Genomic DNA, 22,387 nt, shown 5'->3' on the forward strand with positions numbered 1-22,387 from the left:
TCTGTAAGTACTTGCTTTAAATTAAGTTTCTGTATTGAGAGTATACCTCCAATTGTATCTATAATTAGTTCTTTCGCTTATACTATTTTTTATAGCTAAGGAAATGTATATGGATGAAAAGGTATACTATAGGATCGTTACATATCTAATTGGGGGAATTTGTTCCCTCATGGGTTTTTTGGATTTACTTGCTTGGTATTTCAATCCTCATTTATCAGTTGATCTGCCTGGATATCTCTTTATGAGACCGGGTACGGCTTTGGGCTTTATTTTTTCTGGTTTATCTTTAATTTGTTTAAATAAAAAATTAACACAAATCAGCCGAATTCTTAGTTGTATTCTTTTATTATCTGCTGGACTTATTTTATATGAGCACATTTTAAATGTTGGTCTCGGTATAGATGCATTTTTTATCAAGATTTTTGAGTTAGACCCCGCTCAATATCCAGGTTCCGCGGCTCCTGGTGTTGCATTGAGTTTTATAATTACTGCCCTTTGTTTTTTAATTGTTTCATTTAATTTTTCTACCAATTGGCTTTGGCTGAGTTTATTCGGTGTATTCTTTATTTTAAGTTTGGGATTTATTGGCGCGGCTGATCATTTCATTGATTTCACAACACGTTTTGGTGCTGGACGATGGATGAAAATTTCAATTTATACTGCTGTTGGTCTGATACTTTTAAGTCTGGGAATAATTTCTTACATTAATTCAAAAAATATAAAACACTCTCGCATATCTCTTCCATTAATAACCGTTTTTGTCATTTTAAACATCACTATTTTAGGGTGGCAGTTCACTAAAAAAAACCAAGAAAATTCATTAAATATGTTATTAGAGTTAAAAGTTGAAAATGTAGAAGATGTGATTGAATCTCGTTTACAAGAGATCACGTCCTATTTTTCGAGAATCGCCCAACGTTGGCAAAGTGATCAAGCAACATCTGAAAGCCAATGGCGTAAGGATGTAATGCACTATATTCATGATCAACCTGGTTATCGCGCAATTGAATGGCTAGACAATAAATATAACGTACGTTGGATTACACCTGAAGAGGGTAATGAACAGATCAAAGGATATAATCTTTACAGTGATGTCGAGCGACGTAAAGAACTATTAAAGAGTTCGACAAAAAATGAACTGCAAATGAGCTCTCAGTTCGAGCTTGATGGGCAAGAAAAGGTGCTCTTATTGTTAAGTCCTTTGTATAATGACAATCATTTTCAAGGTTTTATGGTCGGTATTCTTGATACTGAAACTTTTTTGGAAGATCTTTTAAAGAAAATGGATATTCAAGGATATAATTTGAGTATCTATGATTCCTCAGGTCTTTTATATACGAATGCTCGAGATAATAAATTTTATCAGAGTTGGCAACATATTATTGTTCTTCCCACATATGGTCAAACTTGGAAAATAATCCTTTGGCCTTCTATTACACTTTACGAACAGGTTATTACCTCCTTTTTTCCTGCCATGATCTTAATTATTGGAGTAATTATGGCTCTGCTCTCTGGATTTTTGATTTATTCACTCCAGTTTATAAGAGAGAACTCTGAAAAATTAAAGCGAACACAAGTAGAATTAGCAAATGCTCGTGAGCGTTTGCAAGGAATTATAGAAGGCAGTAGTGATTTAGTTGCCGCAATTGATTTGAATTACAATTTCATTGCTTTTAATACGATGTATAAATGCGAAATTTATCGTATTTTCAAAGTTGATCTAGAAGTTGGCATGAATTTCAGTGTCCTTTTACAGAAAATGAGTGCCGAAAATCAAAAAAAATCGGTGTCGCTTTGGGAAAAAGCAATGAAAGGTACCGCATTTACTGTAATTGAGTCATTTAAAGACAAACGATATGACGGATTGGACTTTGAAATACATTATAATCCGATTCATGATTCAGATGGCAATCTTATTGGTGTAAGTCATTTTGCAATCAATGTTCATCAGCGTATTCAAAATGAACGAAAACTTGAGGAATCTAAAATAGAACTTGAAAATCTCGTCAAAAGTCTTGAAATGCAAAATAAAGAACTGGAGTTGTTGAAGGAATTAATGAGTTTGTTGCAATCCAGTCTTTCTATGGACGATGCGATTGAGATAATTAAAAATTACAGCAAACGTATCCTATCTGGTACATCTGGAATTGTTTATCTTATTTCATCTGATAATTTGAACGTGATTAGTAGAGTTTTAAGCTGGGGTGAGCCTGTTTCTAATTTATTTCTTTTTACACCCAACGATTGTTTGTCTTTATTACGACACCAATCCTATTCTATTTCTGATTCAACTGAAGGGCTATTGTGTAATCATATTAAAAAAGCTGAGAAAAAGCCTAAAAGTTATGCATGCTTGCCTTTGTTAGCCCAAAATGAAATGTTAGGCTTGTTTTACATGGAGTTTGGCCTAAATACCGACAATCAACGATTAATTGCTTTGGCGCAAATTATTTCCGAACAGTCTGCACTGAGTCTTTACAATATTAAGCTTCGTGATGTTTTGAAAACTCAGTCTACCCAAGATAGTTTAACAGGTGTTTATAATCGGCGCTTTTTTGAAGAGTACTTACAAAAAGAAATTTTAAAATCGAAAGATAGTCCATTTACATTTGCTCTTTTATTAATTGATATCGACTATTTTAAAAAAATTAATGATACCTATGGGCACTTGATTGGTGATCAGGTTCTTTTTGAGTTTGCTGCAAAAATACGGCAAATATGTCGAGAGGATGACTTGGTATGTCGTTGGGGTGGTGAAGAATTCATGATTTATTTACGAACTAGTAATTTGGATCATGCTAAATCCAAGGCAGAAACATTACGTGCATCAATTGAAAAATTTGCAATTGAAATCAATAGGGAACAACCTATTTCTGTTACTATATCAATCGGTATCGCTTTTTATCCTTATGATGGTAAAAGAGTCGATGATTTAATATCAAAAGCAGATGAAGCACTTTATCAGGCTAAAAAAATGGGCCGTAACAAGGTCGTAGCAAGCTCAAACGCGCATCAAAATAGAAATCACTAATTAGTAATTAAAAACATAATAAAGATTCAATTAAAAATTGAATTCTATAAGAAACTAGTAAGCATATTTATCTTGTCATTAATGATAAAAACTGGATAATCGACCTATTATTTAAATAGGTAGAAACGATGAATATTGAGAAACTATTTTCTTATGGAACTTTGCGATATGAAGCAGTGCAACTGAGTAATTTTGGACGAAAATTAGAGGGAGAGGTCGATAGTCTGCCAGGATTTGGTATGTCTAAAGTTAAGATTAAAGACTCCAGTGTCATTGCGACAAGTGGTGAAGAAGAGCATCCGATCATTACTTATACTGGAAGATCTACAGATAATGTTGCGGGTATGGTATTTGATGTGAGTACTGAAGAGTTAGAAAAGGCAGATTCTTATGAGGTTGCTGATTATAAACGGGTCAAAGTGAAGTTGGCTTCAGGTATATCTGCTTGGGTCTATGTTCATGTTGAGAGTATTTAATAAGCTCATTCGAAAAGTGGATTCCCGCTTTCGCGGGAATTTTTTTAGCTGTTAGTACATTGATTCATAGCATACTTAATGAACTGTATGATGTTCATCTTTCACCCATCGCATCAGAAATGCTCCAATTATTTGATATAGAGGTAAAGTAGCTAATGCAATATGATAACTAAATAGTGAAAAATCATGAGAACTACCCGCATTGCTAAACGTATCAAGCAGTTTCCCTATTGCTGGTTCAGTAATTGCATCCAAAAACGCATCACTGGCATTGATTAAAGAACTTACTGTACCTGCCAGATATAACGGATTTGATTCTTTTCCGATTACAAATACTATTGGAAATGCTCCCAAACTAAAACCGAAGAGAAAAAGCAATACACTCAGTAGCCAAATCGGCATAGGGTGTGCGAAGATTATCAAACTAATTGATAATGCAGAAACTAAAGTACTGTAAAAAATAAATGCGCAGCGATTTTGTATTCGATTAATAAATAAAGCAAATAGGGGGCATGCAATCGCTAATCCTACAAATACTAATGAAATGAGTGAGGGTGCAACCAATTTATCTAAATGATACGCTTTTTGTAAAAAAGGATTTCCCCATAAACCACAAAAAATAACAATGGGAGAAAATGCTAAACCACTATATCCGGTTAACAGCCAGTTTTGTTTGTTTTTTACAATTAATAAAATATCTTGCCATAGATGTGGATTTTTAGATGCATGCTGTGTTTCTGATATTGATGATTCAATGGCAACGGATGGTTTATCTTTAACAATAAATAAGAACAAGAACGCTAAAATTATACCCATCCAGGCCACATCAACTAAACTAGCTCTCCATCCTATTTGGCTAACCAGCCATGCCAGTGGCATTTGTCCGAAAATAGCACCGATCATTGCAGCAGTAACAAGTAGTGAGGTCAGCAAAGCATAATATTTTTTTGGAAACCATACTGCTGCTAATTTGAAATAAGCGATGGAGGCAAAGGAAACACCTACACCCGTTAAAGAACGCCCCAAAATAGCGGTATTTAAATCCTGAGCTTGAGAAAAAATATATATTCCAAAAGCACAACAAAAAATGGCTCCTGTAGTTACCCATCGCGTGCCATAGTGATCGAGGATAATTCCAACAAATAGAGGTACGATAAGATAAGTCCAGAAGTACACTCCCGATAAGACCCCAAGTCCTAAACCTTGGAGGTGAAATGTATCCATCAACTGTTGAGGCATTACACTTGGAAAGTTTTGGAGAATGTACTTATAAAATAAAAATGCTGCACACAAACTAATTATAAAAATAGCGCGACTGGTGATTGTTTTTTGTTTTTGCGATGCTTTTGCATCTAGTGCGGTTTCCAAGGTTTATCTCCTCAAAATAGTTAAAGTCATATCGCCTGATTATTTGGCCTTCCCCTAGAGAGGCCGAATAATCAAAAACGCAACTCTAGGGTGAGGAGAGAAAGACCACGACCACCACAGAAACGACAGAAACAATAGCAGACACCAACCCAGCAGAGTAGTTTAAGGTTAATTGATGTTGTAGGCCATTGTTCATAAATGTGTCAGAGTGTGAAATAAATTGTTTGATTCTTGATAGTAACAATTAGTATTAGATATTGTCAAATAGATTATCGAAAGAATTAAATATTTGAGCTCAAATTTCTTTGATTACTGGCGATCTGAGTTAGAAAGGCTCAGATCGCTCAAAATATACCTAATTAAAATACATTATTTCTGGTATTTATAGAAACATTTATTTTCGCGGACTTTTTAAACTCGAATCTAATTCCGGTACAGGAAGATCTGGTATCAGCTTTTTAAATCGATAGAGCCAACCAAGCCGTGCATCTGGAGTCATAATTTGCCCTGGCTTCACTTCGCTTATTAGTTTTTTTAATTCGCGTTTGCGTCCTGGTTGAACTACCGCCTCAAGTGCAGTTCTCGCTTTAATAATATCTTCAGGACGAGGAGCAGGAGCATGAGTTGGCACCAAACACTTTAACATGAGCGAGTAGCTGCTTTTAGGTTCAAGTTTAGGAGCTGTTGGTTTTGGTTGTGGCTTTGGTGATAAGGTGAAAGGAGTTGGCGCTTGAATAAGTTGTATTTTTTTTGCTTCATTACTATCTATACGGCTCATCAAGTCTTGTAATCGACTTTGGCAATTTTGAGAACGAGTCCTAAGAATTTTTGCTTGAGTTAGCTCGCGGTTATTGTGGAAAAAGTTAACGGTACAAATATCTGGCTTTAGCTTTTCATAGTTTAGTTTGGCCTGTAACAAGTCCTGTTCACTGGCATGATCGGGATCCATATTTTCTGTAAAGACAGCATATGAGTCTCCAAACCGTCGATAACGAGTCTTTTGACTTGGCTCAATAATAAATTGTGCTTGACTGAAATCGTTAACTGGCTCTAACTGAGCGTTAAGGAGAATTTTTTCTTTTCTTATAAGTTGCAGTGCTTGTGATAATCCGCGTTCTTGCAATCTTAAACCTTCTATTTGGCCTGCGCGATGCCTAGGCAATAGTATTTCTTCGTTTGACGCTGCTTGCTCATTTAATCGAGCTTTAACCCGATCGATTAATTGTTGACATAATTCTTCACGAGTTTGAGGCGGTTGTTTTAGTTGAGATTGATATAAAGCAAGTCGCTCCTCCAAAAGTTGCATTCTTCTATCAAGGGGGTGTGCGGTTGATTCTTGTCCTCTATCAACATTGCTTGCAGTAGGCTCTTGTTCTCTTTGCAGTGCTCTAAGGGTCTCTAACTCTGTTGATAGTGATGTTACACGGGTGTTTGCAAGCGTAACATATTGAGCTATAGGTTGATCGTTTAATAGAAGTATTGGAAGAAAGTCGTTGAGTTCTTCCAGATAGTCGGCAATATCAGCATTATTTTCTTCCATTGACAACACTTCGTCTTCAAGCTCTTGTAGCTCTTGTTCCAAGTTAGTTAATTCGCTTTCAAGTTTTCTCTGTTCTTCTTCAAGTTTTAGAATTTGGTTGGCTCGAATATTGGCATCCGCGATATTCAGTTCAATTGAAGAGTTCTTCTTTTCCTCAGCTTTCATTTCTTTAAGCTTTTCATCTATTTGAAGTTGGCTTAATTCGTTAACATGTTCTACATGTGCTTTATTCTTGGCAATTATTGCCATAAGAAGACAGAGCAAACGTTGCTGTCTAAGCAGTTCATCTGCAGCGCTCTCTCTAATTAATTGAGTTTGCGCCTCTTCTTTCATTAGTTCCTGGACTATCATATTTATAGTTTCGTTTCCGCCGGCTGTTTTCAGAAACTCAACCACCTGGGTGGCTTCTCTTAGTCCAAAACGTGCAAGAAATTGAGTGGCTAAATGAGAATTTGTTTCGGTTGTATTCGGTGAATTGTCTCTTTCTATAGTTGCAAACCATTGTTCAAGTTGACTCGAATTCAATGTCATTGGGACTGATTGAGCAGGGAATGTATTGGGCACAAGAGAGCTCCAGTAGAATAATGCCTGTACAAATTATAGGCTTTTTCCCCTTTAAAGTAAAGTATAGTTTCAGTAATAAACTGATAAATCATGATATTAACTCGTGGTCTCGTTGGCTTCTGGATTGAGCTCACATAAACCCTCCAGGAGATTCGTTCGTCATTCTATAATAAAGAATTTTTTTCCATAAAATCGATGAGGCAGTGATGAGTATCAAACAAATAATAATGAATAAATCATAATGCAATAACGAGCCATATTTTATCGAGGTAGGAGGGTTAAAACTGACTGCGATTGAAATAGTAATGCCAATAAATCCGAGAATAGATGAAAGAATGATGAACCAGGAAAAGTGCTTTTTCTCTTGCCAGGCTAATCGTATTGCACCAGCAAACATAAACCCATACATAAACAAATACATTTGAGTCGCCAGAGTTATCATGAACCAATAGGATGTATTAATGCTTGGTAATAATAAAAAAAGGGAACTTATTAATGTTACGCCACATGCCTGCATGATCAGTAATCCAGAGGTGGATTGTTTTACTGAGTTATTGTGCTCATTACTTGCAAACAAGAGACCTTTCACTGGCGATATAAGCCAATTATTGGCGCAACCAATACAACCCACGATGATTAAAACATTAACAATTAAATTCAGTTTCGCAAATTGGATTTTAGTAAAAAAAACTTGAAAGAGCTGAGGGATACCACTAACAAAATTTAATTGATTCGGCGAGAGTAGTAAAGCCAAAGTCAATGAACCAAAGAGCATCGTACCAAAAATAATAATTACCGAAAGAGCAATAGCTTTGGGTAATGCTCCAGGTTTGCAATCTTGTGCATGAACACCAGCAATCTCAATACCACAAAAAGAAAGGATGATTGCTGTTAGGGATGCCCATGAATCTTGATGAGAAGGTGTTATATGTTTCAGAGAATGAGGATGTACAATTACCCAGATGAATCCAATAGTCAAAATTAATATAAAGGGGAGTAAAAGGCCAAATATGGAGCAAAAAACAGTCAATCGATTGGATAAATGAAATCCTTTTATATTAATCCAAGTCAAACACCAGATAAGTATATTAATTATAATAAAAAGAAGTGTTTTATTTTCAGTAAGATTTGGATTAATGCAATACAGAAATGCAGCGGCTATAAAACTGAAAAAGGTAGGATAAAGAAGAATGTTCTGCATCCATTGAAACCAAATAGCGATAAATCCCGCTTTTTTTCCCAAGCTATTTTTTACCCACCCATAAATTCCTTCATGGGATTTGGAGGAAAACCAGCCTGCAATAATGGCACTGGGTAATAAAAAGAATAATAAAGCCAGACCGAAATACCAAAAAATATCTGTTCCAACTAATGCCGCGGCAGGCAAATTGCGAATGCTGTCTACCGAACCCACGGTCATTAAGGTCAAACTAAAAACAGTAAGCTTTTTATTCATTAAAATCTCAGAGATAAACAGCTTAAGCCACCATCTATTTTACGGAATTCACTTACATCTGTAGTGATTACTTGGAAGCCTGAATTATGAACCATTTCTATAGAACGGGGGAAACCTTGAGGCATAATGACGGTATTATTAACATTAATAGAATTGGCGGCATACGCTTCACTATCATCAATAATTAATTGGTCAAATGACTTAAATGCCGGATGGTTAACTAATTCTCCATTGACCAGTAAACATTTATTTCCAAGGTATGAAACCCCCGTTTTTAGATGTAAAAATTTTTTAAGTTCGACCACTGTACTTTTGAAACCATATTGTGCCAATAAAGAAGTCAATTGCGCCACACCTTCTTTATTGGTGCGTTGTGAAAGCCCTATGTAGAAATGATCTTCAATTTGCATGACATCACCTGCTTCCAAAGTTCCAGGTGCTTCTATTTTGTGGGTTTTATTTTTATAAAAAGTTTGAATACACGGTTCGATTAAATTGACCTCTTCCTGTCTTGAGAGTGCACCTGGACGAGTGAGGACGGCAAATCTGTCTGTAAGAAGTGCAGGGTCTTCAACAAAACAAGAATCAGGAAACGCATCTGATGCAGGTAAAACAGTTACTTCTAGACCACAGCGAATCAATGCGTTGATGTAACTTTGATGTTGCTCTAAGGCTTTAATATAATCAGGTTGACCCAACTCTTTTGCAGATGTTAATCCATGAATCAAACTGGTTGATGGTGTTCGCACTATTGCTTGTTGAAACATAATAATTCCCTTTGATGAGTAAAATGGAAATCCTCGACGTCGATACTCCCAAATATTATGGGGCAAAGCAAGAACGTATGGTTGTTTTTTTCAGAGCGTATTCTACATAGGGAATAATGTTGTATTTGTAATATTTTTAGGCAATGGATTGAGTAAAAGTGGCGTCACTTGATTTCAAATCTTAATAACTGCTGCGCCTGTAAAGCGCCCACGACGTAGATCCTCAAGTGCTTGATTGGCTAGACTTAATGGGTACGTATGAACTTCTGTTTTAACAGGAATTTTCGGTGCCAGCGATAAAAATTCTTCACCGTCCTTTCTTGTGAGATTGGCTACAGAACAAAGTGTTCTTTCTCCCCAAAGGAAATTATAGGGAAAACTGGGAATATCACTCATGTGAATTCCAGCACAGACTACTATTCCGCCTTTTACTGTATTATGAAGCGCAAGCGGGACAATTGCCCCTACGGGTGCAAAAATAATTGCCGCATCAAGAGAATGGGGTGCATCTTGATTTGAGTCTCCTGCCCATACTGCACCTAACTTATAGGCAAATTCTTGAGCTTGACTATCACCTGGACTCGTAAAGGCATAAACTGTTCGCCCCTGTTTTTTTGCTACTTGAATAAGAATATGTGCCGCTGCGCCAAATCCATATAGCCCCAAATGTTTGGCATTATTTGTTTTCAATAAGGCACGGTACCCAATTAATCCTGCACAAAATAGCGGAGCAGCTTGATCATCAGAATAACCATCGGGTATAGGAAAACAAAATCGCAGATTAGCTACACAATATTCTGCAAAGCCACCATCGATTTGATAACCAGTAAATTGCGCCTGGTCACAAAGATTTTCACGTCCTGATAAACAAAACGGACATTTTTCACAACTTCCACCTAACCATGGAACCCCAATTCGTTGTCCAATGGCAAAATTGGTATTCATAGAACCAACCTTTTCAACGGTGCCAACAATTTGATGGCCTGGAATCAGAGGTAGCTTGGGATTGTTTAATTCACCATCCACAACATGTAAATCGGTACGACAAATGCCACAGGTGTGAACTTTGATGAGTACTTGATTTTCTTGAGGTTCAGGTTTTTTTACTTCTTTATAGATTAACTTTTGGCCAGATTTTTCCATAACCATAGCATGCATCATAATATTTTTTCCTTAAATCGTATTGAACTATAAGTTCAATGATATTTATTAAAATGTAGACCAAATAAAAAATATTTTGACTTGACAAATAACTTTTGTATATCAAACTGTACTTGGTGTATTTGCAAACGTTAATGGAAATTAATTGGACGGAGTCGATAACATGAATGCGCTACTAAAATGGAAGAAGGGTACCCCTATTTCAATTGAACATCCCCATAATCCTTTTTTAAGTCTTCAACAGGAAGTTGATAAGGTATTTCATGATTTTTATGAAATGTTTGCACCAAGCAAAAGCCTGGAGCAGTTCGAAAATCTTAATCTTATGCCCTCAATGGATGTTGTTGAGGATAAAGATCACTTTACCATCCAGATGGAAATGCCTGGCATGGATGAAAAAGACATTAATGTGTCTTTAAGTGGTAATTCGCTTATTATTACAGGTGAAAAATCAACTTCCAAAAAAAATGAAAAGAAAAAATATATCTCCAGAGAAATTAGTTATGGTAAATATGAGCGTTCACTCTCTTTACCCTCAACAATTGATGTAGATAAAGCCAAAGCAACTTTTAAAAAGGGAATGCTCTGGATAGAATTACCTAAAAAGGCAGAAGCTAAAGGTAAATCTCGAGACGTTAAAATAGAAACTGCGAAATAAATACTCAACGCCCCATGGGTTTTATTGTGGGGCACTATGATTAACGTTATAAATAGCGCCCACATTCCCAGGTGGATTATAAAATTTTTATTATAACAGGCATACAGATGAGCTACATTGAAAATCACGTCTTTGATGAACTAACCATTGGTAAATCAGCAAGCCTAGTACGTACATTAACTCCGGACGATATAGATCTTTTTGCCGTCATGTCAGGGGATGTAAATCCAGCGCATGTTGATGCAGAGTATGCTAAAAATGATATGTTTCATAAAATTATCGCTCATGGAATGTGGGGCGCGTCGCTTTTATCTACTGTTTTAGGAACTGAGTTGCCCGGACCTGGGACCATTTATCTGGAGCAAACTTTAAAATTTGAACATCCAGTGACCTTAGGCGACACAATTACAATTACACTTGAAGTAGTAAAAAAAATACCTGGAAAACATATTGTTGAGCTGAGTTGCAAGGGGGTTAATCAACTGGGTAAAACGGTAATTAGCGGTCTTGCAACGGTTATAGCGCCAACAACCAAAATTAGAAGAGAACGTGTTGAATTACCTAAAGTGGAACTTAAACCAAAGCAGGAGCATTGGTATCAAAACTTAATTATGGCAAAAGATTCCTTAAAACCACTGATAACTGCCGTGGTACACCCAGTTGATGTACTGTCACTTAAAGGCGCAATTGCTTCCGCCGAAGAGGGATTAATCACACCTATTCTCGTTGGTCCGAAACAGAAAATTCTTGATGCCGCAAAAGAAGCCAATATTGATATTTCGGCTTATGAGCTTATTCCTACAGTACATAGCAATGAAGCGGCTGAAACAGCGGTAAAATTAGCAGCCACACAAAAAGTTGAAGCAATAATGAAAGGAAAACTTCATACTGAGGAATTAATGAAACCGATCGTTGCCAAGGAAAATGGATTGCGTACTGGACGTCGTATGAGTCATGTGTTTTCCCTAGAAGTGCCTAATTACCCCAAACCTATTTTTTTGACGGATGCGGCAATCAATCTATTTCCTAATCTCAAAGAAAAGTGCGACATTGTGCAAAATGCGATTGATCTTTTTCACGCACTCGAGCTAGGCACACCTAAAGTTGCAATTCTTTCTGCAGTTGAAACTGTAAATGAAAAAATTCCATCGACACTTGATGCAACCGCATTGTGTAAAATGGCTGAGCGCGGACAGATTACTGGGGGTATTTTAGATGGTCCATTAGCATTTGATAATGCTATTTCTATGGAGTCAGCGCGTGAAAAAGGTATTTTTTCTCCTGTTGCTGGTGATGCGGATATCCTAGTAGTTCCTGATGTTGAATCAGGCAATATGCTTTATAAACAAATGACTTATTTATCGGGTATCGAAGCTGCAGGAATGGTATTGGGCGCTCATGTTCCCATTATTCTTACCAGTCGTGGTAGTGATGAGTTATCTAGAAAAGCATCCTGTGTTATGGCTTTATTGTATGCACGAAGAAAGAAATAATGAAATTAAAACAATTTGATGAAGCTATCCTAGTGATTAATGCCGGCTCTTCCAGCATTAAATTCAGTCTTTTTATTTCTTCTTTAACGTTAATATATCACGGCGAAATAGAAAGTATTCTGGATAATCCTAAAATTACCGTTTCCAATGAAAAGCATGAACAAGTTGCTAAGGAATCGATTTCATCACCTGGATATGAATCTGCATTGAGTTATTTATTTGAATGGCTCAAAAATCTTCCAACGCGCTATTTTTTAAAAGCGGTCGGTCATCGAGTAGTTCATGGAGGACATTTTTTTCAAACTCCAGCATTGATTAATATAGATTCCATTAAAAAACTAGCGTCTTTAAATCCTTTAGCGCCACTCCATCAACCCCATAATGTGGCGATCATTGAAAGCATATTGAAACTTTATCCTGAACTGCCACAAGTAGCTTGTTTTGATACTTCATTTCATCAAACTCAAGATAAGCTGGCTACTCTTTTCGCTATACCCAGGGTATTAAGTGAAGAGGGTATTATTCGTTACGGTTTTCACGGTATTTCTTATGAATATATCGCCTCCGTTTTGCCTGAGCAAATCAAAGATAAAAAAGTAATTGTTGCCCACCTTGGTAATGGTGCGAGCATGTGTGCCATGGAACATTGTAAAAGTGTTACAACCTCTATGGGATTCACTGCTTTAGATGGTTTAATGATGGGCACTCGCTGTGGCGTACTGGATCCAGGAGTAATTTTGTATTTACTTCAGGAAAAGAAATTATCTGTAGAAGAGGTTAATACCATTTTATATAAGAAATCAGGTCTTTTGGGGGTTTCTGAAATTAGCAGTGATATGCGTGAACTTCAATCCAGCAAGAAAGCCAAGGCAATAGAAGCTGTTGATTTATTTTGTTATCGGGCAGCACGAGAGTTCTGTGCTTTAGCCAGTAGTTTACAAGGATGCGACGCAATTATTTTTACTGCCGGAATTGGCGAACACTCAGCACCAGTAAGAAAAAAAATATGTGAGCGTCTTGCTTGGTTGGGTGTAATCCTGGATGAAGATGCAAATCTTAAAAATGCGGCAGTAATAAGTCATCCTAATAGTAAAATCTTCATTGGTGTTATTCCTACAAATGAAGAGTACATGATTGCAAAACATACGTTGAATCTGGTTTTAGATACATAAACTATCTGGAGTTATATATGATTCAGTTGTTTTTAAGATTACTTTTAGTGGTTTCAGGAGCAATCGCAAGCTGGTTTGTTGCACATGATGAACTGAGGTTTCCTATCGTTCAAATGGTAATCGCAGTTATTTTATTTACGCTTATCATAGGTATCATCGCTTTTTGGCCTGAATTAAAAAGTTGGTTAAAACGAGTACGTACGAAGGATTAAGGAATGGATAAGATTTGAATTGGATTTTCAGGATTCAATCTCAAACCCATAATAAAATCGGTAATTATTTATGTCTCCGTTATTTGAATGGTTAGTATCACTACGTTCGAGATATTGTATTCCAGCATAAAGGGGAATTTCTACTAGAATCTATTGTTCCTATTTTTTATAAAAATATTCTGTCAAGACTGTTTTTTAATTTTTTATTTGTTATTATGTACGACCAATTTTCTAAAGTCCATAATTTCCCCTGCCCTGTGGATAACTCTTCTAGAAAAATCCTACATTTCTTGCTGTATCCCATTAAAAATTAATATAAGCCTTGTACAGAGCCAAATCATTTTTATTTATTGATGTAGTGAAAGTAAGGTTTATCCACAAAATCTGTGGATAACACTGTGAATAGTACTATGAATTACTTGATAAATAAGCGCATTTGGGTCTGTCTGAAAATTAACCAATAAAAAAGGATTGTTAGCCTTTGTTAAAATGAAGTAAAGCAGAGCATAAAACAAGTTATTTTATGCAGCGCTATAATAGTGAAGTTAACTTGTACATCATGGGTTTTGTCGTAACAAATTACCATGACAAATATAAATTGCCTGTGGTACTCTCTATCGTACTGAAAAATGCAATCTTTTTCCAACGATTGCAATTGATTATTCATGTTGATTTATAGATTTATTTGTTGAGAACATTTCATGAGAAGAGCAAAGTCCAAACTTAATCCTACCACTCAAACTGCTCAAATTGATAATTTAAGCCATGATGGAAAAGGTATTGCGCGTATTAATGGTAAAGCAACTTTTATTCAAGGTGCTCTACCAGGCGAACTTGTTGAGTTTCAATATACCAGGATAAAAAAAGATTTTGATGAAGGGTTTTTACTTAAAGTTCTTGAGCCATCCTCTTTACGTGTTGAGCCTAAATGCCCTCATTATTCTATGTGCGGTGGTTGCTCATTACAGCACATGAGTGAAGAAGAACAAATTCATTTTAAACAAGATCAACTGCTCGATTTATTGTCACGATATGGACATACTAAACCCCAAATTGTGCTGCCACCTTTAGTATCGGGGTATTGGAATTACAGGAATAAAGCTCGGCTAAGCGTTCGTTATGTAGAGAAAAAACAAGCTTCAATGGTTGGATTTAGAGAGCGTAGTAATCCTCGTTTTATTACTGAAATCACTCAATGTCCTGTTTTAAATGCAAAACTCGATGCCGATATTATTCCATTAAGACAATTGATTGACTCAATGCAAGATAAACATTGCATCGCACAAGTTGAAGTTGCTGCAGGGGACGAGGAGATTGCTCTTATTTTTAGAAATTTAACCTCTTTAAGTTTTGACGATGAGTTGAGTATTAAAAAATTTGCTGAAGAATACCAATATACAATTTTTCTTCAGCCAGGTGGTCCCGACAGTGTCTATTGTTTTTATCCCTCTAAATCAAAAGAATACCTCACATATACATTGCCAGAGTATCAAATTACTTTTTCATTTCATCCAACAGATTTTACCCAGGTAAATTCAGCGTTAAATCGTTCTATGGTGTCACAAGCGATGCAGCTTATGGACTTAAAAAGTACAGATATAGTGCTAGACTTATTCTGTGGGCTGGGTAATTTTTCACTTCCAATGGCCAAGTTTTGTACCAAAGTACTTGGTGTCGAAGGTAGTAAAAATATGGTTGAAAGAGCATATATGAATGCAAAACTTAATCATATCGAGAATGTAGACTTTTATGCTGCAAATTTGGATGATGTGAATGAAGTAAAAAAACTGGTTCAGCAACCTTGCAATAAAGTATTAATTGACCCACCTCGCTCTGGTGCTCTTGAAATTGTGAAACAAATTGATTCAATTAATCCAGAGTGTATTGTATATGTATCATGTAATCCCGTAACATTAGCTCGTGATACAGATATATTAGTTAACCAAAAGGGCTATACGCTGGTAAAAGCAGGGGTAATGGATATGTTTCCCCATACTGCTCATGTTGAATCAATCGCATTGTTTAAAAAGGATAAAACTGATGGTTAGAGTAAAAGATACTGTCCCATTGTGCGAAGATGGAAGCATCGATGTTGATTTATGGCTTCATCAGTTAGGTGCAAAGGGGTATTTGGATAATCTTGAACTCATTCGTAGTGCATGTACCTTAAGTCAACTTGCAGGACAAGAACATGCTACGGAAACAGGACAATCATGTTTGCAACAAGGATTGTCTATGGCAGATTTGCTTGCAGATCTTGAGGTTGATCAAGAAACACTTGCTGCAGCAATTATTTTTGAAAACGTGCACTATGCTGATTTATCCATCGATGATGTTGTGGAGCAATTAGGTCCTAATATTGCGAAGTTGGTCAAGGGCATAGAGCGCATGAGCGCGATGCACAGTTTCCAAGGATTAAATAAATACCCACAAAATAAACAACAAATTGATAACATTCGTAAAATGTTACTGGCCATGGTAGATGATGTTCGGGTTGTATTAATTAAACTTGCTGAGCGTCTATGTGTTTTAAGAACTGCTGGGCATTTATCTGAAGAATTACGTAAGCAATTAGCTACTGAAGCGATGGAAATTTATGCTCCTTTGGCCAATAGACTTGGAATTGGGGCTATAAAATGGGAAATGGAGGATATGGCTTTTCGTTATTTACATCCTGAGGAGTATAAAGCGATTGCCAAAGGCCTTAAAGCAAAGCGATTAGAGCGCGATAGTTTTGTTGATGCTATTGTTGCTCAGTTGAATGAGCAGATTAAAGCAAATGGGATAGAACATTTTGCTGTTTATGGACGTTCAAAACACATCCATAGTATTTATAAAAAAATGACGCGCAAGAATGTATCTCTTGATGAGATTTATGATGCTACTGCAGTACGAGTTCTTGTCGATACCCAGCCTCAATGTTATGAAGTCTTAGGTATGGTACATACGCTATGGAAGCAAATCCCAGCTGAGTTTGATGATTATATTATTAATCCTAAATCTAATGGCTATCAGTCGTTGCATACTGCTGTAAAAAGCCCTGAAGGAAGAGTTTTTGAGGTGCAAATCAGAACATTTTTAATGCATGATTTGGCAGAAATGGGGGTCGCAGCACATTGGAAGTATAAAGAAGGCGGCTTCAAACAAAAACAAAGCCATGAGCGTAAAATTGAATGGCTACGTGATGTATTAGCTTGGCATCGAGAAATGGCAAGTAATAAAGGTGTTCCCGAAAGTACTACCACAGAGTTTCTTGAAGACAGGGTTTATGTTTTTACTCCAGACGGAGATGTTCTTGATTTACCTCAGGGTGTAACATCTTTAGATTTTGCCTATCACGTTCATAGTGATTTGGGGCACCGATGTCGCGGTGCACGTATAAATGGACATATTGTACCATTGACTTATCAACTGAAAACAGGCGATAAAGTCGAAGTTTTGACTGGAAAAGAAAGTAAACCTTCTCGTGATTGGATCAACCCTCATTTAAATTATCTCAAAACATCGCGAGCTAAAGCTAAGGTTTTGCATTGGTTTAAGATGCAAGATTACGATAGAAACATTCAAGATGGGCGTGAGTTGCTTGATAAGGAATTGAAATCATTAGGAATAAAATCTGATAGACTTAATGAAGTTGTAACAGCTCTCCATTTCAAAAAACTGGATGATCTTTATGCCAATCTAGGACGTGGTGATATCAAAATAGGTCAAATTGTTAGCAAGCTTACGCCACCTGTTACTTCAGAGCTCAATCTTGAACGATTTGTTAAACCCCAGGCAAAACCAGAAATTACTGGAAGTGATCTTCGTATCGAAGGCGTGGGAAATTTATTAACTTTTATGGCGCGATGTTGTCAACCTGTACCAGGCGATCCAGTAATTGGTTACATCACTATAGGACGCGGTGTATCAGTACACAGACAAGATTGTCCTAACATTATTCATGCTAGTGAACGACAAAAACAACGCTTCTTGCAAGTAAGTTGGGGAAGTGCTACCCGTGAAAACTATGTGGTCGATATTTTGATCAAAGCGTTTGATCGTTCAGAGCTGTTGAAAGACGTCACTTCGCTTCTTGCTAATGAAAAAGCACATGTTTATGCATTGCAAACCCAAAGCAATAAACAAGAGAACATGGCTTATATCACTTTAACAGTAGATGTTGATGGACTAAGTAGTCTATCTCGACTACTAACAAAGCTGGAGCAAATTCCTAATGTTCTCGAAGCGAGAAGACAAATCTAATTCTAATGTATTGTAGCCTGGAATCGCAAAGCGAAACCCAGGCTATCCTTATTTAAAAATAAACCCAGCAACAACAGCACGATGCTCGCTTAATAAAACATTATAGGTACGACACGCTGCACCTATGGACATGCACTCTATACCTATTCGTTGCGCTGCAAACTGTTTCATAATTGACAGAGGCAGGAGTTTTCCGGTATGTTCATGACCAATGATGATGATTTCCGGTTTAAATTGCGTTAATAAATTCATATAGTGCTCATCAATGCCTTGAATGTCTTTAATTGGCAGATCACTGATGATTTTTGTTTTCGAAACAATTAAACTGCTTTCATAAACAATGGAATTAATCTGAATTTTATTATCACTATAAGCTTGCACTGCGTGTAGTTCTGCGGATTCTAAATTGATATTCATGGTTTAGAGTGCTTCAATGGATTATATGTGACTGTAAGTATACTACAGAGGTCAATATTATGAGTCAATTTCCACGTATAAATCGTTTGCCGCCTTATGTTTTTAATACTTTAGCTCAATTAAAAACAGAAGCGCGAGCGCGTGGAGAAGATATTATTGATTTCGGTATGGGAAATCCCGATCAGCCGACACCTCCACATATTGTAAATAAATTAATCGAAGCGGTACAAAGACCAGATACTCATCGTTACTCTATGTCCAAAGGAATTCCGAGGCTAAGACGTTCTATGGCTTCCTGGTATCAACGCAACTATGACGTACAGTTAAATAGTGAAACACAAATATTAGCTACCATTGGCTCCAAAGAGGGATTGGCTCATCTGGCATTAGCGATAAGTGGCCCCGGGGATACGATTTTAGTTCCTGATCCAGCATACCCCATTCATACTTATGGATTTATCATTGCGGGTGCCAACGTAAAACAGATTCCCTTGATTAATGAAACTCAATTTTTAGCTTCAATAGAAGATGCGATTAATCGTAGTTTGCCCAAACCTAAAGCATTGGTAATTAATTTTCCGGCAAATCCAAGTACACACTGTGTGGATTATGAGTTTTTCAAGCAAATTATCGATTTAGCAAGAAAGCATAAAATATGGGTGATTCATGATTTAGCTTACGCTGATATTGTATTTGATGGGTATAAAGCACCTTCTATACTTCAAGTTCCAGGCGCTACAGATGTAGCAATTGAAACTTATTCAATGTCTAAATCATACAATATGCCAGGTTGGCGCGTAGGGTTTGCTTGCGGCAATGAAGAATTAGTTGCGGCACTTGCTCGAATTAAATCATATTTAGACTATGGTACATTTACGCCAATTCAGGTTGCAGCCATTGCCGCCTTAGATGGTCCCGATGAGTGTGTACATGAAATTAGAGAATTGTATGAAAAGCGACGTAATATCCTTTGCGATGGTTTAAATGAAATTGGTTGGGAAGTTACCCGTCCTAAAGCAACTATGTTTGTTTGGGCACCAATTCCCGCTCATTATCAACATATGGGGTCACTTGAATTCAGTAAATATTTATTAAAAGAAGCTCATGTGGCTGTATCTCCTGGAATAGGCTTTGGTCAACAGGGTGATGGTCATGTTCGTTTCGGTCTAATAGAAAATAAAGATCGTATGCGCCAGGCATTAAGAAATTTAAAAGCATTGTTTCGCAGAGATGGATTGATTAAGGCTGAACAAATATGTATGTTGTGATTAACTCAGAATGTAGTTCCATTCCTGAACGTGCCAAACCGCTAAATTCGGAAGGGAATGTATTACTCAATTTTTTGCTGTGTCTTGGTTATGATCCTGCAGATCCACCTTATGCTGACTTATTAAGACAATACCATAATTTGGAAGGTGAATGGGTTGTATTGACTCCGGTTTATTGGGAGGCAACGCATAATGACGCGATGATTGTTGCATTGGGTAGTGAGCTGCAACTTGAAGAACATGAAGCAAAATCATGGTTTGATTTGTTTTCAGCCTATCTGGCAGAAGAAGATGTAGTTCTTCATTACCATAACGCAGAAACCTGGTTGCTCAATAATAAAAAATATTCATTAACTGCAAAACCACCACATCATTTATTACATCAATCATTAATGCCCGAATTAGCGCAACTGGATAAGACGATGTATTGGCAACGGTTTATCACTGAAAGCCAAATGCTTTTTGCATCCAAACCCAATCAATCTTTGGCAAATGGATTATGGACATGGAGTAGTGCAAAACTTAATAATAAAATGCCGATCAATATTTGTGTTGACCGGCATTTTGATTCAATAGCAAAAATATGTAGTTCTCAAGTTTCTTTATATAGTCCATCAATAACACTTAAGGATTATCAAATTTTATTACTTACTGAGTTTTCCGTGCTTAGTGAACAACATCAAAATGAATTGAATGAAATGCCTATTCATTGGTATTGGAACAATGAGGCTTACTCTATAAGTGCTGATCGTTGGTATGTTCGTTTATGGAGAAAACTAATTCATGCTTATTAAACAACGGCCTCGAGCATTACAATCATTGGATTTACCCAATATTCCAGACGTATTAAAACGAATATTCGCAAACAGAGGAATTACTGAGCTTTCTCAATTGGATAAACAACTTCAGGCTTTATTGCCTTTTGATAGTTTAATGGGAATAGATAAGGCATGTCTACGCCTGGAAAAAGCATTACGTGAACAGCATAGGATTTTAATAATCGGTGATTTTGATGCCGATGGAGCGACTTCAACGGCACTTGCTATTACTGCGTTGCGCTCAATGGGGGCTCAGTATGTAGAGTATTTAGTTCCTAACCGTTTCGAGTTCGGTTATGGTTTAACACCACAAATAGTTGAAGTGGCCAGCAAATGGAATCCCTCTTTGATTATCACTGTGGACAATGGAATTGCTAGTATTGAGGGCGTGGAGAGGGCGAATCAGTTAGGTATTGATGTTTTAATCACGGATCATCATCTACCAGGAGAAAATCTTCCAAAAGCTTGTGCCATCGTCAATCCAAACCAGCGAGATTGTAAGTTTCCTAGTAAATCGATTGCTGGAGTTGGTGTTATCTTTTATGTCATGCTGGCTCTGCGTAGACATTTAGTTAATACCAATTGGTTTCGTGAGATGAATATTATCGAGCCCAATATGGCGAGTTTTTTGGATTTAGTTGCTTTAGGGACAGTCGCTGATGTTGTAGGGCTGGATCAAAATAATCGCATTATGGTGAATCAAGGTCTATCAAGAATACGACAAGGTCTTTGTCGTGCAGGAATTAAAGCATTAATTGAAGTCTCTGGACGTGAATGTTCGCGACTTAGAGAGTCCGATTTGGGGTTTGCTATTGCTCCAAGACTCAATGCGGCTGGGCGATTGGACGATATGGCTTTGGGTATTGAATGTTTAATTACCACAGATCCGCAACACGCTAGAAATTATTGTCAACAACTAGATGAATTAAATGAAGAAAGAAAGCAAATTGAAACAGAAATGAAAGAGCAGGCGTTGCTTGCATTGGAAAAACTTGCTCTAAGTGCTGATTACAACAGTACTCATTTGCCTATAGCTTTGTGTCTTTTTGATAAAACCTGGCATCAAGGAGTCATTGGTATTTTAGCCGGACGAATGAAAGAACGTTATCATCGTCCTGTTATTGCTTTTGCAGAAGTAAGTGACGATGAGTTGAAAGGATCCGCTCGTTCAGTTCCTGATTTAAATATTCGGGATGTATTGGCGGCAATAGATAAGGACCATCCTGGGCTTATTAATAAATTTGGTGGGCATGCCATGGCTGCTGGCTTGAGTATTAACCCGCGTTCTCTTAAAGCATTTCGAGAGGCCTTAATTTCTGAAGTGAGTAAACACATTGATTTGTCACAATGTGAAGGAGAGTTACTTACAGATGGTCCATTACAGCCTGAAGAGTTTACTCTTGAAGTTGCGCAGCTAATCCAGCAGGCAGGACCATGGGGCCAGCAATTTGCTGAGCCTATTTTTGATAATGTGTTTGAAGTTTTGGATCAACGATTGGTTGGGAAAAATCATTTAAAAATGACTTTGGCGACAACACAAGGTAATCAACAAGTAGATGCGATCGCTTTTAATGTCGACTTAAAATCTTGGCCAAATCACAGAGTTAAATATGTACATGCAGCTTATAAATTGGATATTAACTTTTATCAAGGTCGAACACGATTACAATTACTTATCCAAGCAATGAATACTGTAAATCAAGCATAATTGTGAATATGCAGCTGCGTGAACCAAGGCTGG

Annotated in this window: 17 protein-coding genes; 11 read left to right on the forward strand and 6 right to left on the reverse strand. The window is 36.9% G+C overall.

Features of this window, described 5'->3' with window-relative positions; translation table 11 throughout:
• Positions 1-109 precede the first annotated feature (109 nt).
• Positions 110-3,031, forward strand: a complete 2,922-nt coding sequence (locus BW930_RS04080) for a diguanylate cyclase (protein WP_058469521.1) — start codon at positions 110-112, stop codon at positions 3,029-3,031.
• Positions 3,032-3,159: 128 nt separating this feature from the next.
• Positions 3,160-3,507 carry a gamma-glutamylcyclotransferase family protein gene (locus tag BW930_RS04085; RefSeq protein WP_058469522.1) on the forward strand — a complete coding sequence of 116 codons (348 nt, stop codon included), beginning with the start codon at positions 3,160-3,162 and terminating at the stop codon, positions 3,505-3,507.
• A 75-nt stretch (positions 3,508-3,582) separates the two neighbouring features.
• On the opposite strand, the gene BW930_RS04090 is transcribed toward BW930_RS04085, so the two are convergent.
• From BW930_RS04090 to BW930_RS04110, 5 genes are all read right to left on the reverse strand, one after another.
• Positions 3,583-4,875: an MFS transporter gene (locus BW930_RS04090; RefSeq protein WP_058469523.1), complete on the reverse strand. Its 1,293-nt coding sequence runs from the start codon at positions 4,873-4,875 to the stop codon at positions 3,583-3,585.
• A gap of 394 nt (positions 4,876-5,269) precedes the next feature.
• Positions 5,270-6,979 (reverse strand): hypothetical protein, encoded by a 1,710-nt coding sequence (locus tag BW930_RS04095; protein ID WP_058469524.1) that lies wholly within the window; start codon positions 6,977-6,979, stop codon positions 5,270-5,272.
• A 130-nt stretch (positions 6,980-7,109) separates the two neighbouring features.
• Positions 7,110-8,435, reverse strand: a complete 1,326-nt coding sequence (locus BW930_RS04100; protein ID WP_058469525.1) for an APC family permease — start codon at positions 8,433-8,435, stop codon at positions 7,110-7,112.
• On the reverse strand, positions 8,435-9,202 hold the full coding sequence (locus tag BW930_RS04105; RefSeq protein ID WP_058469526.1) for a dimethylarginine dimethylaminohydrolase family protein: 768 nt from the start codon (positions 9,200-9,202) through the stop codon (positions 8,435-8,437). Before BW930_RS04105 ends, BW930_RS04100 begins: the two co-directional genes overlap by 1 nt.
• 174 nt (positions 9,203-9,376) lie before the next feature.
• A complete protein-coding gene (locus BW930_RS04110) occupies positions 9,377-10,360 on the reverse strand; it encodes a zinc-dependent alcohol dehydrogenase family protein (protein WP_058469596.1) in 984 nt (327 codons plus the stop codon).
• Between the two features lie 166 nt (positions 10,361-10,526).
• Between BW930_RS04110 and BW930_RS04115 the strand changes: the two genes are divergently transcribed.
• The 6 genes from BW930_RS04115 (at position 10,527) to relA (ending at position 18,143) form a co-directional block, all read left to right on the forward strand.
• Positions 10,527-11,021: an Hsp20/alpha crystallin family protein gene (locus tag BW930_RS04115; RefSeq protein ID WP_058469527.1), complete on the forward strand. Its 495-nt coding sequence runs from the start codon at positions 10,527-10,529 to the stop codon at positions 11,019-11,021.
• 107 nt (positions 11,022-11,128) lie between these two features.
• Positions 11,129-12,514 carry a bifunctional enoyl-CoA hydratase/phosphate acetyltransferase gene (locus BW930_RS04120; RefSeq protein ID WP_058469528.1) on the forward strand — a complete coding sequence of 462 codons (1,386 nt, stop codon included), beginning with the start codon at positions 11,129-11,131 and terminating at the stop codon, positions 12,512-12,514.
• On the forward strand, positions 12,514-13,686 hold the full coding sequence (locus BW930_RS04125) for an acetate/propionate family kinase (RefSeq protein ID WP_058469529.1): 1,173 nt from the start codon (positions 12,514-12,516) through the stop codon (positions 13,684-13,686). Before BW930_RS04120 ends, BW930_RS04125 begins: the two co-directional genes overlap by 1 nt.
• A 17-nt stretch (positions 13,687-13,703) precedes the next feature.
• On the forward strand, positions 13,704-13,898 hold the full coding sequence (locus BW930_RS04130; protein ID WP_058469530.1) for a hypothetical protein: 195 nt from the start codon (positions 13,704-13,706) through the stop codon (positions 13,896-13,898).
• A gap of 701 nt (positions 13,899-14,599) precedes the next feature.
• Positions 14,600-15,946, forward strand: a complete 1,347-nt coding sequence (rlmD, locus tag BW930_RS04135) for a 23S rRNA (uracil(1939)-C(5))-methyltransferase RlmD (RefSeq protein ID WP_058469531.1) — start codon at positions 14,600-14,602, stop codon at positions 15,944-15,946.
• Positions 15,939-18,143 carry a GTP diphosphokinase gene (relA, locus tag BW930_RS04140; RefSeq protein ID WP_058469532.1) on the forward strand — a complete coding sequence of 735 codons (2,205 nt, stop codon included), beginning with the start codon at positions 15,939-15,941 and terminating at the stop codon, positions 18,141-18,143. The genes rlmD and relA overlap by 8 nt, the downstream gene beginning before the upstream one ends.
• Positions 18,144-18,191: 48 nt before the next feature.
• Here the strand turns inward: relA and BW930_RS04145 are convergent, their stop codons facing one another.
• A complete protein-coding gene (locus BW930_RS04145; protein WP_058469533.1) occupies positions 18,192-18,560 on the reverse strand; it encodes an Mth938-like domain-containing protein in 369 nt (122 codons plus the stop codon).
• A 59-nt stretch (positions 18,561-18,619) separates the two neighbouring features.
• Here BW930_RS04145 and alaC point away from each other — a divergent pair, with 59 nt between their 5' ends.
• From alaC to recJ, 3 genes are read left to right on the forward strand one after another with little or no spacing between them, the layout of a single operon-like run.
• Positions 18,620-19,828, forward strand: a complete 1,209-nt coding sequence (gene alaC / locus BW930_RS04150; protein ID WP_058469534.1) for an alanine transaminase — start codon at positions 18,620-18,622, stop codon at positions 19,826-19,828.
• A complete protein-coding gene (locus BW930_RS04155; protein WP_058469535.1) occupies positions 19,816-20,622 on the forward strand; it encodes a hypothetical protein in 807 nt (268 codons plus the stop codon). The genes alaC and BW930_RS04155 overlap by 13 nt, the downstream gene beginning before the upstream one ends.
• On the forward strand, positions 20,612-22,354 hold the full coding sequence (recJ, locus tag BW930_RS04160; RefSeq protein WP_058469536.1) for a single-stranded-DNA-specific exonuclease RecJ: 1,743 nt from the start codon (positions 20,612-20,614) through the stop codon (positions 22,352-22,354). Before BW930_RS04155 ends, recJ begins: the two co-directional genes overlap by 11 nt.
• Positions 22,355-22,387: the final 33 nt, after the last annotated feature.

This window comes from Fluoribacter gormanii (genome assembly GCF_900156395.1).
GTDB classification, from domain to species: Bacteria; Pseudomonadota; Gammaproteobacteria; order Legionellales; family Legionellaceae; genus Legionella; species Legionella gormanii.